The organism is Acinetobacter sp. YQ_14 (assembly GCF_043102985.1).
Taxonomy (GTDB): domain Bacteria; phylum Pseudomonadota; class Gammaproteobacteria; order Pseudomonadales; family Moraxellaceae; genus Acinetobacter; species Acinetobacter venetianus.
This window is the reverse complement of record NZ_JBICJJ010000024.1, coordinates 127,348-142,651: the sequence shown is the minus strand read 5'-3', so window position 1 is coordinate 142,651 and position 15,304 is coordinate 127,348. Positions and strand designations below refer to the sequence as shown.

Genomic DNA, 15,304 nt, shown 5'->3' with positions numbered 1-15,304 from the left:
GAATAGAGGTTTTCTCAAGCATTAAGCGAGGCTTTTCTCGAAAAGCTTCGCTTAAGATAATTAGTTTTGACTTTGTTGAATTTCAGCAACAGTCAACGCAGTCATATTCACTAAACGACGTGTTGTTGTCGTTGGTGTAAGGATATGAACAGGTTTTGCTGCGCCTAAAAGGATTGGACCGATTGTTACGTTATTACCAGATGTTGCTTTCAACAAGTTGAATGAAATGTTTGCAGCATCTAAGTTAGGCATAATCAATAGGTTTGCAGAACCTTTGAAGCGTGAATTAGGGAAGGCAAAGTGACGAATGCTTTCATCTAATGCTGCATCACCATGCATTTCACCTTCAACTTCAAGTTCTGGAGCTTGTTCAGTAAGAAGACGGTGAACTTCACGCATTTTCTGAGCGCTTGGATCAAATTGATCACTACCAAAGCTAGAGTGAGAAAGTAGCGCAACGCGCGGTGTAATACCGAAACGGCGGACTTCTTCAGCAGCTAAGATAGTCATTTCAGCAAGCTGTTCAGCAGTTGGATTCGTATTTACATAGGTGTCTGCAATGAATAAATTACGATCTTCAAGCATCAATGCATTCAGAGTGAAGAAAGTGCTACGACCTTCTTTTAAACCAATTACATTACGTACGAAATCTAAATGAATGTCATAACTACTGTACGTACCACAAAGCATACCGTCAGCTTTGCCGAATTTTACCAATAAAGCAGCAATCAGTGTTGAACGACGACGAGCTTCACGTTGAGCGTATTCGACAGTTACACCTTTGCGTTGCATTGTTTGATAATAGTCTTTCCAGAATTCTTCGTATAACGGATTTTGTTCTTGATCAACGATTTCAATATTCACACCGTGTTGCAAACGTAAGCCTAATTTTTTGATATTGGCTTCAATTACCGTTGTGCGACCTACTAAGATTGGTTTAGCAAGACCTTCATCAACTGCAATTTGTACAGCACGTAATACACGCTCATCTTCACCTTCAGCATAAGCGATACGTTTAGGATCAGTTTTTGCTTGAGAGAAAATAGGCTTCATCAAGAATGCAGAGTTATAAACAAACTCTGATAGTCTTTGACGATATGCTGCAAAATCTTCGATTGGACGTGATGCAACACCAGAATCCATCGCTGCTTTAGCAACTGCTGGTGCAATTTCTAAAATCAAGCGTTGATCAAGTGGGCGAGGAATTAAGTAGTCACGACCAAATGAAGCAGATTTCTCACCATAAGTTGCTGCATCAGCTTCAACATGTGCCATACGTGCAATTGCGTGAACACAAGCAATTTTCATTTCTTCGTTAATCGTTGTTGCACCTACATCAAGTGCACCGCGGAAGATGTATGGGAAGCAAAGTGCATTGTTTACTTGGTTCGGGTAATCTGAACGACCTGTTGCCATAATTACATCAGGACGAACTTCATGTGCATGCTCAGGAAGAATTTCTGGATCTGGGTTTGCAAGAGCAAAAATGATTGGATTTTCTGCCATTTCCTTAACCATTTCTTTGGTTAAGATACCTGCAGCAGATAAGCCTAAGAACATATCAGCGCCAGCCATTACTTCGTGTAATTGCTTCGCTTGAATATCTTGAACATAACGTTTTTTAGAGTCGTCAAGTCCTTCGCGAGAAGTTGTAAGTAGACCACGAGAGTCCGCAACCACGATGTTCTTTTTATTAACACCCAAAGCACAAAGTAAATCTAAACAAGAAAGGGCAGCAGCACCTGCACCTGAAGCAACGATTTTGATTTCGTCAATTTTCTTATTCACGATTTGTAAAGCATTTAATAACGCAGAACCTACAATGATACTTGTACCGTGTTGGTCATCATGGAACACAGGAATTTTCATGCGTTCACGTAATTTTTTCTCAATGTAGAAACATTCGGGTGCTTTGATGTCTTCAAGGTTGATACCACCAAAAGTTGGTTCTAACGAAGCAACGATATCAACAATTTTATCTGGATCATTTTCAGCAATTTCGATATCAAAAACATCTACGCCAGCAAATTTCTTGAAAAGTACACCTTTTCCTTCCATTACAGGTTTAGATGCTAGGGGACCAATATTTCCTAAACCAAGCACAGCAGTACCATTACTTACGACGGCGACCAGATTGCCACGTGCTGTATATTTCGCAGCAGTTGAAGGGTCACGTTCGATTTCCAAACATGGAGCAGCAACACCAGGGGAATATGCAAGCGCTAAATCTCGTTGGTTAACGAGCTGCTTGCTAGGTGTCACACTGATTTTTCCTGGAGTTGGAAATTCATGGTAATACAAAGCGGCTTGTTTTAAAGATTGATCGTCCATCTGAGTCTCGATTGTTCCGATAATAATCAGGCATATATATGTCTAATTATTATATTAAGATAAGTGCACAAGAATATAGCACTAGTTCATGCTTTCGCACAGTCAAAAAAGCTTATTTTCAGTGAACTAGATGCGTATTGACAATCTATAATCAGCTTAAAATAAACTGTCAAAATGCTCTAAATTTACTTTTAAATGGAATATCTTGCGGTTGACAGTTGCATATGTTTTTGAAGAAATTCTGTTGCATGTGCAGCAGTTAATGGCTTCGCAAATAAGTAACCCTGTAATATGTCACAATTTTGTCGTTTCAGATAATCTCTTTGTTGCTCAGTTTCAACACCTTCTGCCACGACTTTTAAGCCAATTGTTCTTCCCATCGCAATCATGGCATTAACTATCGCATCTTGTTTTGGATTGCCAATTTTTGAAATAAACGCACGGTCAATTTTTAAAATGTCAATTGGATATTCGGTTAAGTAGGCGAGTGATGAATAGCCTGTACCGAAGTCATCTAGTGCAATCGAAATATGACGTTCTTTGATGGCACATAAAACTGTTTTAACACTTTCAGTATTTTCTAAAAACGCTGACTCAGTGATTTCTAGTTCTAAGTTTTCACCAGATATTGCATATTGTTCTAGTACATCATCAATATCATGTAGTAATTGGCCACGTAATATCTGTTGTGCAACGATATTTACTGCAACGTGAATATCAGCAAAACCTAAGTTTTTCCATATCTGAAGTTGCTTAGCCGCTTCATATAAGACAAATCGGCCAATATCAGAAATTAAACTGGTACTTTCCGCTAATGGGATGAAAATATCAGGCATGATCAAACCTTTAGTTGGATGGTTCCAACGAATTAAGGCTTCAAAACCACTGATATGAGAGGATTGTGCTGTAATTTTTGGCTGATAATAGACAACTAACTCATTATTCTGAATTGCTTTTCTAAGGTCTAGCTCTAAATCTGTATGTTTAGCAACAAAATTGGTTCGTTCAGTTGAATAGTATCGAATTGTGTTGCCACCTAAACGCTTTGCCTCAGTGAGTGCTTGTTCTGCATGAGTATTTAAATTATCAACTTGTCTACCATGTTCGGGATAGATTGCAACACCAATAGAGATACTGACAACGTATTCTTGATCAGCAATATAAAACGGTTTGCTGAATGCCTCGACAATATTGTTGCAGAGTTGGTGAATTGGCGGATGAATCGGCGACATTTCATAAATGATAGCAAAGTCATCTGCACTTAAGTGTGCAACCAGCAATGCATCAATATTACTGATACGCAAACGCTGTGCCACTTGTTTTAATAGCTCGTTACCTGCTTGATTGCTTAGCAATTCATTCAGTGCTCTAAAGCGGTCAATATTGAGACGAATGACCGCAAGATGTTGGATTGAAGCTTCATTTACCAAGTATTGATGCAGTTGTTGGTGATAATAAAAACGATTTGGTAGATCGGTGAGGGTATCGTAATTGGTTAAATAAGATAGGCGTTGTTCTTGATGCTTACGTTCAGTTTGATCTGAAACAATACCGATATAATTAATAACACGATCTGCCTCATCTTTAACTGCGTTGATATGCATCCACAAGAAACATGATTTTTCTGAAACATAGGTTTCTTGATATTCACCTTCGTACTCATGCTCTTCAAATAATGTATCAAGGATCGAAAGATGAAAATTAAGGTGGTGTTGCTTACTTTGCTTAGTAATTTCAAAAATATGTTTATTTAAAATAAATTGTTTATCTAAACCAGTCAGTTGTTCGTATTTGGGGTTGATTTCTAAATAGTGGAAGTTGTCATCTAAAATGAAAATACCTTCTGAGGCTTGTTCAAATACACTTGCTGCAAGTTTAAGTCTTTCTTGATCTTTTTTCTCTTGATTAATATCACGATGAATACCAACCATACGAAGTGGAGTCCCATCTTTAGGGTTTCTTTGGATGACTTGTCCTACATCATGAATCCAAGACCATTCACCATTCGGACGCTTGATTCGAAAGGTTTCCTCATAACGATCATTTAAACCGCATAAGTGATTGTAGAGCGTATTTTTAACACGATCTGCATCATCAGGATGAACAATTTTTTCGAGTAGTGAATAATGATTTTCTGAATTTCGAGTTACTTCTTTGAGATGTGAGTTGGTAATGCCGACAGTGTGGTTTTCTAAATTCCAATCCCAAGGACGAATACCTGCTGTTTCGTGAGCAAAGGCTAAGTTTTGTCGATGCTCTTGTAGGCTCTCATTCATTTCTGTGAGGTCAAATGTCCGCTCACGAACCTTTTGTTCTAAGAGATGATTATTAAATTGTAATTGTGCTTCGATGTCTTTGGATTTGTTAACTTCACGTTGCAACTGCTGACATAACTCTTCTGTCCATTGATTGTGCTGTTCTGCTACATCAATCAGTTGTTTATTTTTCTCTAGAACTTGGAATAGACGTTTATGGATTTTGAATGTCGCCTGAGCGCATAGCAAAGTTGCGAAAAATGAGAGGTAGTAAGCTATATAGAAAAGGGTGTGTTCTTGATCTTTATGCAATAGTTGTGAAATAACTAAGGGGCTGATACTTGGAATAAAAAATAAGAAGAAATAGCGGATATGCTGCGTTAAAAAAGTAAGTGCAATGATATGAGACGATGTCAGTAGAAAGGCGGTTAACGTTAAAAGATGAGGGCTTGAAATGTTTGGAACATCTTTGGCTAAAAAGTAATTAATGATGATTGCGCCCAAGCCTAGAAGTAAGCCCGTTACGAAACAAATGACCTGAAAAATTAAATTGGTTTTTTTTGCATAGCGGACAGAAGAATATTGTTTTAAAGAAACATGGCAGACAGTGTAAAAAACAAGTAGAACAATGAGTGTTAGTGCGGTCCAAATTGAAAAAACGTTCAGGTTGAATGAATAAAAAAATCCAAATAAAACATAATCTAATAGAGTGAGGCAAAACACGCTTATGACAAATAAACGTACATGATTAGGATAGTTAATTTGATCCGTATAGATAAATTGTGGCAAATTTTTTTCCTGAGCCCCTAACATATAAAGAATAGTCCTTTTAATTTTTTATCTATGTTCACAGTCTATGTTTTTTTGTAAACACAATAGCGTTTTATTTTAAATTACAGCTAAACCAAATCGAAAGCAATGCCAATCATGCTTTCATGCTGAAGTGATAATTTAAAATAGATAAAGCAACGACTGGAGCGGTTTCAGTCCTTAAAACACGATCTCCAATACACCAGTTTTGAAAATTGTTTTGGTTGGCAGTGTCAATTTCTACTTCACTTAAACCGCCTTCTGGGCCAATAAGTAAAGCAAGATGATTGTCACTTTTTAGCAAAACATTTTCTTGATTTTTATTTGGTGCAAGCACAAAACGAGATGTAGGCAATTCAGATTTTACCCAATCATTCAGCGCAATCGGCGGAAGAATTTGGGGAACTTTATTTAATCCACATTGTTCGCAGGCCGCGATAGCAACAGATTGCCAATGGTCTAATTTTTTTTGATCTCGATCATTTTTTAGACGCATTTCACAGCGGTCACTGGTTAAGAGTTGAATCGTCGTAACACCAAGTTCAGTTGCTTTCTGAATCGCATAATCCATGCGATCACCTTTGCTCATGACTTGACCTAAAATTACGTTAAATGGTGCAGTTCGATCTAACTCATTAAATTGATCAACCGAAACAAAGGCATTTTTCTTATTAATTTCAGTGAGTGTTACAAGGTATTCACCACCTTTTCCATTGAAAAAGATGGCTTGTTCTTGCTCTTTTGCTCGAAGCACACGTACCCAATGATGAAATACTGATTCTGTTAATTCGATTGTATTTCCAGTATTTAATTCAGTTTCGATATAAAAACGATTCATGCTTAGGTACGGCTCTTACAAATTAGTTCAAACCAAGATCAACAACGAGTTGTCGAGTTGGTTCTGTTTGGTTCATTGAGTAGAAGTGAAGTGTTGGTGCACCACCAGCAATTAAACGTTCACAAAGCTTCACAATCACTTCATGACCGAAAGCCTTAATGCTTGCACTGTCATCACCATAGGTTGCAAGTTGCTTACGAATCCAGCGTGGGATCTCTGCACCTGTACCATCAGCAAAGCGAATTAAGTTGCTTGCATTTGTAATTGGCATGATGCCTGGTGCAACTGGAATATTCACTCCAGCTTTTTCTAGACGGTCAATGAAATAGAAATAAGCATCTGGATTGAAGAAGAATTGAGTAATTCCAGCATTTGCACCTGCTTGAACTTTTTCTACAAAACGCTTGATGTCTGCATCGAAGCTTTCTGCTTGTGGATGCATTTCTGGATAAGCTGCCACTTCGATATGGAAGTGATCGCCAGAATGCTCACGAATAAAACGTACAAGGTCTTGTGCATAAGGGAGTTCGCCAAGACCAACTTGTCCTGATGGTAAATCACCACGCAACGCAACGATACGGTCAATACCTTGAGATTTATACAAATCGAGTAACTCAGCGATACGAGCTTTATCATCACCGATACAAGACAAGTGAGGTGCAACAGGCGTGCCTTTACCATTAAAGTCATCAATTGCAGCTAAAGTTCGTTCACGAGTAGAACCACCAGCACCATAAGTGATCGAGAAGAACTCAGGGTTGAGTAATTGTAGCTCTTGATGAACGACTCGTAATTTTTCTGCACCAGCGTCAGTTTTTGGTGGGAAAAATTCAAAAGAAATAGGAACACTTTTCGTCATTTCAAATCCTTTTTAAAATTGCTTAGAAATTTTAGAAAAAAGGGCAGTCCGTAAAACGTCTGCCCTCTATTTCTTAGTACTTGTAAGCGTCAGATTTGAATGGACCTTCTACAGGAACACCAAGGTAATCTGCTTGAACTTGAGTTAATTGTGTCAACACACCACCAAAACCGACAACCATTGCAGCAGCAACTTCTTCATCTAATTTCTTAGGAAGAACTTCTACGCGAATCGCAGCTTGTTTTTGGTCAGCAGGCAAATCAGCAAATTTTTCAGCGAACAAATGCATTTGACCTAAGACTTGGTTAGCGAAAGAACCATCCATAATACGAGATGGATGACCTGTTGCATTACCGAGATTCACTAAACGTCCTTCAGAAAGAAGGATCAGATAATTGCTTTCATCTTCTGAACGATACACTTGGTGGACTTGTGGTTTAACTTCAACCCATTTATAACCGCGCAAATATGCTGTGTCAATTTCAGTGTCAAAGTGACCGATGTTACAAACAACTGCACCCGCTTTTAAGCTATCCAACATTGCTGAGTCACAAACATGGTAGTTACCCGTTGTGGTCACAACAAGATCAGTGTTACCTAATAGATCATGGTTGATGTCTTCTTTCTTACCAGTTTGTACGCCATTTTTGTATGGAGATACAACTTCGTAACCATCCATACATGCTTGCATTGCACAGATTGGATCAACTTCAGTCACACGAACGATCATGCCTTCTTGGCGTAAAGATTGAGCAGAACCTTTACCAACGTCACCGTAACCAATCACAAGCGCACGACGACCAGAAAGCAACATATCAGTCGCGCGTTTGATTGCATCATTTAATGAATGACGGCAGCCGTATTTGTTATCGTTCTTAGATTTTGTGATTGAATCGTTGACATTGATTGCTGGAACTTTAAGTGAACCATCTTTCCACATTTCTAACAGACGTTGAACACCTGTCGTGGTTTCTTCAGTAATACCGTGAATACGTTCTAAAAGCGCAGGGTATTTTTCATGAACAAGTGCAGTTAAGTCACCGCCATCATCCAAGATCATGTTGGCATCCCAAGGCTGACCATTCACATTGATCTGTTGTTCTAAACACCAAACGTATTCTTCTTCAGTTTCGCCTTTCCAAGCAAATACAGGAACACCACTTGCAGCGATCGCAGCAGCAGCATGATCTTGAGTAGAGAAGATGTTGCAAGATGTCCAACGGACTTCTGCGCCAAGCTCAACTAATGTTTCAATTAAAACAGCAGTTTGGATTGTCATATGGATACAACCCAAGATTTTTGCGCCCGCAAGAGGTTTAGCCGCTGAATAATGCTTACGTAAGCCGATCAAAGCTGGCATTTCTGCTTCAGCAAGTTTGATCTCTTTACGACCGTAGTCAGCAAGGGAAATATCAGCAACTTTATAATCTGTAAATGAAGCATTCACCGCGTTCATCAGGATCTCCTAGAAAAAATAGTATGGATCATTCTGTTCGCGGATGCCGTTGTTGGTTAAAGCGAATGTTCAACCGATCGTCGAGCCTGGCAAATTGATCTTTAGTAACGATCACTTGTCGCAGCATCCCTCGACTAGGGCAATATAATACTTGGAAATCACTTTTGTTCCAATGTTATTTTTATGTCAGATGGTCAGAAAATGAGAGATTGCAGCGAGGAAAGATAAAAGAAAAATTGTTAATCGTATTTTAGGGTTCCTTATCCTTTTGAAACCCTAATCAGCAAAATTTACCATTATGCTTTTAAATGATCTTCGAATTCTTCACCAAGTTGCATGGCTAAAGCATTACCAGAAAGATCACAAGTCACCAAACCATATTCTTTTTTAAAACTAAAAGTAAAGCCACGATTGTCTGCTAAGTTTTTAACTGAATATCCTAATTTCTCTAACCAAATACGAAAAGCGACTAAATTTTTTGCTTTAACAACTCTGTTTTTCATAGCAGAACTCCTTGTGAACTTGTAATTATTAATAAGGGTGTCTTGAAAATTTTTAAAGGGGTGATGCATATATTTATTTTTCGGCTTGTAAATATTGTAAAACTGAAGTAATTAAAAAAGATCATCTTAAAAAATATATTTTATATGTACTTGTATTTTAATTATAAAATTAACGTTGGTTGCAAAATAAGCAATTGCTATTGTTAAGTTTTTCGTATTTAAAGATGTAAAAAAATAATTTCATTTTTCACTTTATTGCTAAAGTGAAAAATGAGTACCCAGCGAGGAAGCTCTTGTTTAGAACTGATCTTTTAAACTGCGAATTCGAGTAAAGTCTTCAGCACTTTCTGTACGCAGGAAAGGGTTAGTTTCTAGCTCTAATTCAATTGTACTTGGCAGTGTGATTTGCCCCGCATCTCTCAGTGCTTGAACTTCTCTAAAGCGTTCTTGCAACGCGACATTATGTGGTTCAACGGTTAAGGCAAACTCGGCATTCGCTAATGTATATTCATGTGTACAGTACACTTTGGTTTGAATAGGCAAAGCTGCGAGCCGATTGAGTGAGTGATACATTTGCTCGGCAGTCCCTTCGAATAAACGACCACAACCCATCGCAAATAGTGTATCTCCACAGAATAAGCTGTCGATTTCTTCAATAAAATAGGTGATATGACCGAGAGTATGACCAGGAGTTGCAATAATCTCAATTTTGAGATGATTAAAATGGAAATGATCATTGTTTTGTAATGGATTGGAAATTAAAGATATTTTACTTAGCTCATCACGAGGGCCATAAACAGGAATATTTTGATCTGCCAATAAGCCTGAAACTCCATCCGTATGATCGCGATGCCAATGTGTCAGCCATATTTGCTTTAATTGCAATTGATGCTCGGCGCAGAACTGTGTCACAAGATGTGCCTCAGTAGGATCAATGACAACAACTTCTTTGGTATGCGTATCTTCCAATAACCAAATATAATTTTTTAAGGCGTTTTTAACGTCAATTGCATGAATTTTATAATGCATAGCCGAATCCTAAATCTTTGTTTCAAGAGGTTATTGTGCGGCCAATTATGAAATTTAACCGATTGTATTAGTTTAAGTGTAAAAGATTCATAGTGCAAAAGCTGTAGGAGTTCGATGTGTTTTACTGACTTTTTAGGGCAGTATATGACGACTGAAATCAGCCATTATATTTATGGTTGACAAGTGTAGTATTTTGAATAAAGATGATATAAAAGGTTTATAAGTTAATGATTTACATTCATCTTGACTCGAATAACAGATATTTAATTTAAGCTAAATAATTTAAAAGATTACAGTGAATAAGATAAGTATAGAGTGAATGCATAAGATCGAATGTAGGGAAATCATAAGAAGAAAGAGAGGGAAGTTATGTCTGATTTGGTAGATCATGAAGTTGTTGTTATCTTCAAAAAATATTTACACCCTTTGTCTGCCAAGCTTACCGAAATGTTGAATGAGCACTTTAGTCACCAAACTGAGCGTCGGGGCTGTGGTTATACTCAAGCAACACGGGTCATTGCAGAATTTGTTTCTCAACCGCGTGATCTGATCGGTTTTCAAGACTTTAGAATTTTTGAAGAATATGAAACCAAGGGTTTAAAGAATATTTTAAATCAAGCTTCTTTATATGGTTTGGAGCTAGGAACTTGGCGCAACTTGGACACGAATCCAGATGTGCAAACTTGCCTAGGAAAACTCAATCCGCAAGAAACATTTACACAGAATTTAAAGCAGGAAGTTGATTTTCAAGCGACTTTAAGAACCTTGTATCAACATGCTGAACTTGAAGAAAGTATTTTAATTTGTCAGTTACTCGCGGATATTATTCTCCCGCAAGATGCTAAAAATTTAGAAATGATTGAGTGTGAGTCTTTGGAGGAAAAGCCAAAAGTAGGTTCATGTCCAATGGCGGAAAAATTCTTCTTACGTATTGCACATCATCGGTTACTCAGACAAGGTGAAATCAATATCTTTGTAGATGAGCAAGACCAGCCTATTATGATGGAAAAGATGAATATGGGTGACAATCACTCCTGTATCAGCTTAGTGCCGTTAATGATGAATGGGGTAAGGTTACCTGCAGGGAGTCTATTTTCTGCAAATTATGATTTAGATCACTTGGACAAACATCAGAATCAGCAATACAAAGGTTATGTCATTCCTATTTCACAAATGAACGGTTTTTGGTTTTTACGGTTAACCACTTTAGCTGTTTCTCCGCAAAATCGTGCGCGTGCATTTGGTTATCATTTTAAACAGCAAGTGGATAATGGGCTATTTCGACCAGATACAACTGAGTTGAGCCAACTCATGGAAATTGCTCAAGATCAAATATGCGTAGGACATCCATGCTAAAAGCTTGTTATTCTCCGCGCTATTATGCCCAAACGCATACCAACAGCATGGAAAAATTGACCGCAGTTGCGGATGTACTGTATGAAAATAAAATGGTTGAGCTCATTGATCCTGGAATGATTGATGTAGAAATTTTAAAGAAATTGCACAATCCGCAATATGTTGAAGCTTTTATCTCAGGTGAATCTGCTTTTGCCACGGTGCAAGGGTTTAAACCTTGGAATACGCAATTACGTGATGCGATTTTATCCGTTCAGGCGGGGCAGTTATTGGGAGCGGAAATCGCATTAAAAGAGGGTATTGCTGCAAATATTGCACAGGGCTTTCATCATGCAAGTTATGAGTCAGGCGCTGCATATTGCACATTCAATGGTTTAGCGCTGGTAGCAAAGCAACTCCCTGAAAAAAGAATCTTTATTTTGGATTGCGATCAGCATGGTGGCGATGGTACAGCAATATTTACCAACCGAATGACCAATCTAGTCAACTTTGGGATTTTTGGTATCCGTTTCGGCTGTAAAGCGAATGAACGCAGTCTGACCCGATATATTCATCCAAAACAAGGTAATTTTGATCTCTATCGAGAAGCGATCTTTGAAGCGTTTAATTATGCTTCCCGTTGGGAGGCGGATCTTATAATTTATCAAGCAGGAATGGATTGTCATCAACTGGATAAATATGGTTCTAAATGGTTTACTACAGAATTATTGTTTGAACGAGATCGATTGGTTTTTGAAATGGCAAAAAAAATGAAAATTCCGATGTTGTTTGTATTGGCGGGGGGATATCAGGAGCTTGAGGATTTAGTTCCATTGCATGTCAATACATTCAAGGCTGCGAACGAAATCTACTTTCCATAGAGAGCTGAAATAAAAAAAGCACTCAAACAAGAGTGCTTTTTGATTGAGCTTGATTAACGTAATTTAGCTAACCAATCTCCAAGCATTTGAACCATTTGGACCAAAAGTAATAAGACAATAACTGTTAAAATCACAACACTAGTATCAAAGCGTTGATAGCCATAAGAAATTGCCAAATCACCAATACCACCTGCACCGACTGCACCCGCCATCGCTGTTGCACCGATAAGAGAAATCGTACCAGTCGTTAAGTTCAGGATCAGAGAACTACGAGCTTCAGGGATAATAAACTTGAAAATGATTTGCCAAGGTGATGCACCCATCGCTTGAGCGGATTCAACAATACCTTCATTCACTTCGAGTAATGAGGTTTCAATCAAACGACCGAGATAAGGACCAACATAAATCGTTAACGGTACAATCGCGGCCCATGTTCCAATCGATGTGCCTACGATCATTTTGGTTAATGGAATGACTGCAATCAGTAAAATAATGAAAGGCAATGAACGCAGCGCATTCACAATTGGATTGAGAAAATAATAAACCGCGCGATTCTGTAAAATACCACCACTGCGTGTTACGACTAATGTAATGCCTTGGATCATTCCCCAAATACAACCAAACAACAATGAGAAGAACACCATTTGAAATGTTTCTTGTAAAGCTGTTACGAATTGATCTATTGACAGTGAGCTATGCCAAAATGGTGCTGTGACTTCTGTTAGCCATTGTACGATGAAGTCTCTCATTGGCTTACTCCAGATTGTTCAACTTTAACGCCTTGCTGTTCAAGGAATTTAATTGCTTCCTGAATAATATTTGGATCACCTAAGAGCTGAATAAACATCTGGCCAATAACAGTTCCGTTAATTTCAGTCATATTGGCAAAAAGAATATTGAGGCTTAAATCAAATTGTTTAATCACCGCTTGAATAACGGTTTCTTGAGCTGAAGTTCCTAAGAACTGGAGGTTATAGATACTCTTATGATGCTTATGCTCAAGGTTATTTAGAATATTGACAGGGAGTTGTTGCTGTAACACGGTCTGAATAAATGTTTTAGTCGTTGGATGTTGGGGTTGGCTAAAGATATCGAGTGTTGAACCTGTTTCAATCACATGACCTGATTCCATCACCGCAACATAATCACACACTGACTCTATTACATCCATTTCATGTGTCACCATGACAATCGTGATGTTTTGCTCTTGGTTGATCTTTTTTAATAAGGCTAAAACAGATTTAGTCGTTTGTGGGTCAAGCGCAGACGTTGCTTCATCACAGAGTAGAATTTTAGGATGATTGGCAAGCGCACGAGCAATACCTACACGTTGCTTTTGACCTCCTGATAATTCATCAGGGTAGGCATCTTTCTTATGTTTTAAATCGATAAAATCTAATAATTCTGCTAAGCGCTTTTCACGCTCAACCTTGCTATGCCCAAGTAATTTAAGCGGCATTTCAATATTTTCAGAGACAGTCTTTGTTTGCAATAAATTGAAGTGCTGAAAGATCATGCCGATATTTGCACGTTCTTGACGAAGCGTACGCGCATCCATTGCAGTAAAGTCTTTTTGATTAATAATTACTTGTCCCTGTGATGGACGCTCTAGCAAATTAATCAAACGAATTAACGTACTTTTACCTGCACCACTATAGCCAATAATCCCAAAGATACTACCTTCAGGAATTTCTAAATTAATTTGGTCTAACGCATTAATCGTCTGACCCTTTAGCTGATAGTGTTTCGAAATGTTTTTAAATTGGATCATGTTCGTCAATACTAAGCAAAAAAGAAAAAACAGGCAAAGTCACTTTGCCTGTTTCGTTGAGAGGATTATATTACGAATTTGCTTCTGTGAGATAGCTTGTTGGTTTGTTCACGTCAACCTTAGTACCAGCAAAATGTTCTTGTACATATTGCTTAACAGCTTCGGTGTGATACAACGCACCAACCTTTTGCAATACAGCATCATCTTTACGTGATTCTGCCGTTGCTAAAACGTTCACATTTAATTTTGTGCTTTGATCGATTGGTTCGTAGAAGATTGCATCTTTAAGAACGTTTAAACCACCTTCCATTGCAAGCGTATTACCTAACAAGATTGCATCCACTTCGTCTTTAACACGAACAGCAGTTGCCATTTGAATTGGCTTAATTACGATTTTCTTGCTGTTTTCAATGATGTCAGCAGGTGTGCCTTTTACAGGGTCGAAATCAGCTTTTAATTTGATTAAGCCAGCACTTTGTAAAAGTAATAAAGCACGTGATTCATTTGCACCATCATTTGGAATCGCAATCGTTGCGCCTTCAGCAAACTCTTCAACTTTTTTCACTTTGCTTGAGTAGATACCCATTGGCTCTAAGTAAGTTGTTGAAACAGGTGCAATCTTATCTTTATTTGCCGCATTGAAAGCAACAAGATATGCATATGATTGGAATGCATTTAAATCAACTTCTTTGTTTGCAACCGCGGTATTCATTGCAACATAGTCTGTGAAGTTTTTAATTTCTAATTTAACGCCAGCAGCTTTGGTTTCAGGTAATGTTGCGATATAGCGCCAAATGTCTGCATCAGAACCAGTAGAAGCAATTACAACAGTTTGCAACGCGCCAGCATCACCTTTTTGTTCAGTCGATGCTGTATCTGGTTGTTTGCTGCACGCTGCAAGCAATAACACAGATACACTTAAAAAAAGACCAATCAGCTTTTTCATGTATAAATCCTAATCGAAATAATGTTGAGAAGGTTCGTATTTCTCTAGCATTAGTGATTGCAATAATTTTGTATGTTGCAAATTAGCATCATGCATAAACATTCATGTGAATTGCTTTTAAAATCTGCGTCTTGCAACATTATAAAAATAGATGAATATTCATGTTCAAATTTAATACAACTTATTTGAACAATGAAACCTTCATATTATTTTCATCATCAAATTTGGATCTAGCTGTAATTCAATCCCTAAACTACAATGTCTTAATTATTTGAAATAAATGAAAAAGA

At 37.9% G+C, this 15,304-nt stretch carries 12 protein-coding genes; 2 read left to right on the top strand and 10 right to left on the bottom strand.

Features of this window, described 5'->3' with window-relative positions; genetic code table 11:
- Positions 1-60: 60 nt before the first annotated feature.
- The 7 genes from ACF8D3_RS13865 to gloB form a co-directional block, all read right to left on the bottom strand.
- Entirely contained in the window at positions 61-2,331 is a 2,271-nt protein-coding gene (locus ACF8D3_RS13865; protein WP_004878546.1) for an NADP-dependent malic enzyme, read from the bottom strand.
- Between the two features lie 191 nt (positions 2,332-2,522).
- Positions 2,523-5,399 (bottom strand): EAL domain-containing protein, encoded by a 2,877-nt coding sequence (locus ACF8D3_RS13860; protein WP_392471942.1) that lies wholly within the window; start codon positions 5,397-5,399, stop codon positions 2,523-2,525.
- A 112-nt stretch (positions 5,400-5,511) separates the two neighbouring features.
- On the bottom strand, positions 5,512-6,234 hold the full coding sequence (locus ACF8D3_RS13855; RefSeq protein WP_392471940.1) for a 16S rRNA (uracil(1498)-N(3))-methyltransferase: 723 nt from the start codon (positions 6,232-6,234) through the stop codon (positions 5,512-5,514).
- Between the two features lie 22 nt (positions 6,235-6,256).
- Positions 6,257-7,093: a methylenetetrahydrofolate reductase [NAD(P)H] gene (gene metF, locus ACF8D3_RS13850; RefSeq protein WP_392471939.1), complete on the bottom strand. Its 837-nt coding sequence runs from the start codon at positions 7,091-7,093 to the stop codon at positions 6,257-6,259.
- Between the two features lie 73 nt (positions 7,094-7,166).
- On the bottom strand, positions 7,167-8,549 hold the full coding sequence (gene ahcY / locus ACF8D3_RS13845; protein WP_392471938.1) for an adenosylhomocysteinase: 1,383 nt from the start codon (positions 8,547-8,549) through the stop codon (positions 7,167-7,169).
- Between the two features lie 296 nt (positions 8,550-8,845).
- On the bottom strand, positions 8,846-9,052 hold the full coding sequence (locus ACF8D3_RS13840; RefSeq protein ID WP_004878555.1) for a hypothetical protein: 207 nt from the start codon (positions 9,050-9,052) through the stop codon (positions 8,846-8,848).
- Between the two features lie 297 nt (positions 9,053-9,349).
- Positions 9,350-10,081 carry a hydroxyacylglutathione hydrolase gene (gene gloB, locus ACF8D3_RS13835; protein WP_392471937.1) on the bottom strand — a complete coding sequence of 244 codons (732 nt, stop codon included), beginning with the start codon at positions 10,079-10,081 and terminating at the stop codon, positions 9,350-9,352.
- Positions 10,082-10,450: 369 nt separating this feature from the next.
- Between gloB and ACF8D3_RS13830 the strand changes: the two genes are divergently transcribed.
- Positions 10,451-11,437, top strand: coding sequence for a hypothetical protein (locus ACF8D3_RS13830; RefSeq protein WP_061393446.1), 987 nt, complete (start codon positions 10,451-10,453; stop codon positions 11,435-11,437).
- A complete protein-coding gene (locus tag ACF8D3_RS13825) occupies positions 11,431-12,297 on the top strand; it encodes a hypothetical protein (RefSeq protein ID WP_004878559.1) in 867 nt (288 codons plus the stop codon). Before ACF8D3_RS13830 ends, ACF8D3_RS13825 begins: the two co-directional genes overlap by 7 nt.
- A 53-nt stretch (positions 12,298-12,350) precedes the next feature.
- On the opposite strand, the gene ACF8D3_RS13820 is transcribed toward ACF8D3_RS13825, so the two are convergent.
- The 3 genes from ACF8D3_RS13820 to ACF8D3_RS13810 form a co-directional block, all read right to left on the bottom strand.
- On the bottom strand, positions 12,351-13,046 hold the full coding sequence (locus ACF8D3_RS13820; protein WP_004878561.1) for a methionine ABC transporter permease: 696 nt from the start codon (positions 13,044-13,046) through the stop codon (positions 12,351-12,353).
- Positions 13,043-14,068: a methionine ABC transporter ATP-binding protein gene (locus tag ACF8D3_RS13815; RefSeq protein ID WP_023014318.1), complete on the bottom strand. Its 1,026-nt coding sequence runs from the start codon at positions 14,066-14,068 to the stop codon at positions 13,043-13,045. The genes ACF8D3_RS13820 and ACF8D3_RS13815 overlap by 4 nt, the downstream gene beginning before the upstream one ends.
- Positions 14,069-14,138: 70 nt before the next feature.
- Complete coding sequence (locus ACF8D3_RS13810; RefSeq protein ID WP_019384086.1) at positions 14,139-15,014, bottom strand: MetQ/NlpA family ABC transporter substrate-binding protein; 876 nt, start codon at positions 15,012-15,014, stop codon at positions 14,139-14,141.
- Between the last annotated feature and the right edge of the window lie 290 nt (positions 15,015-15,304).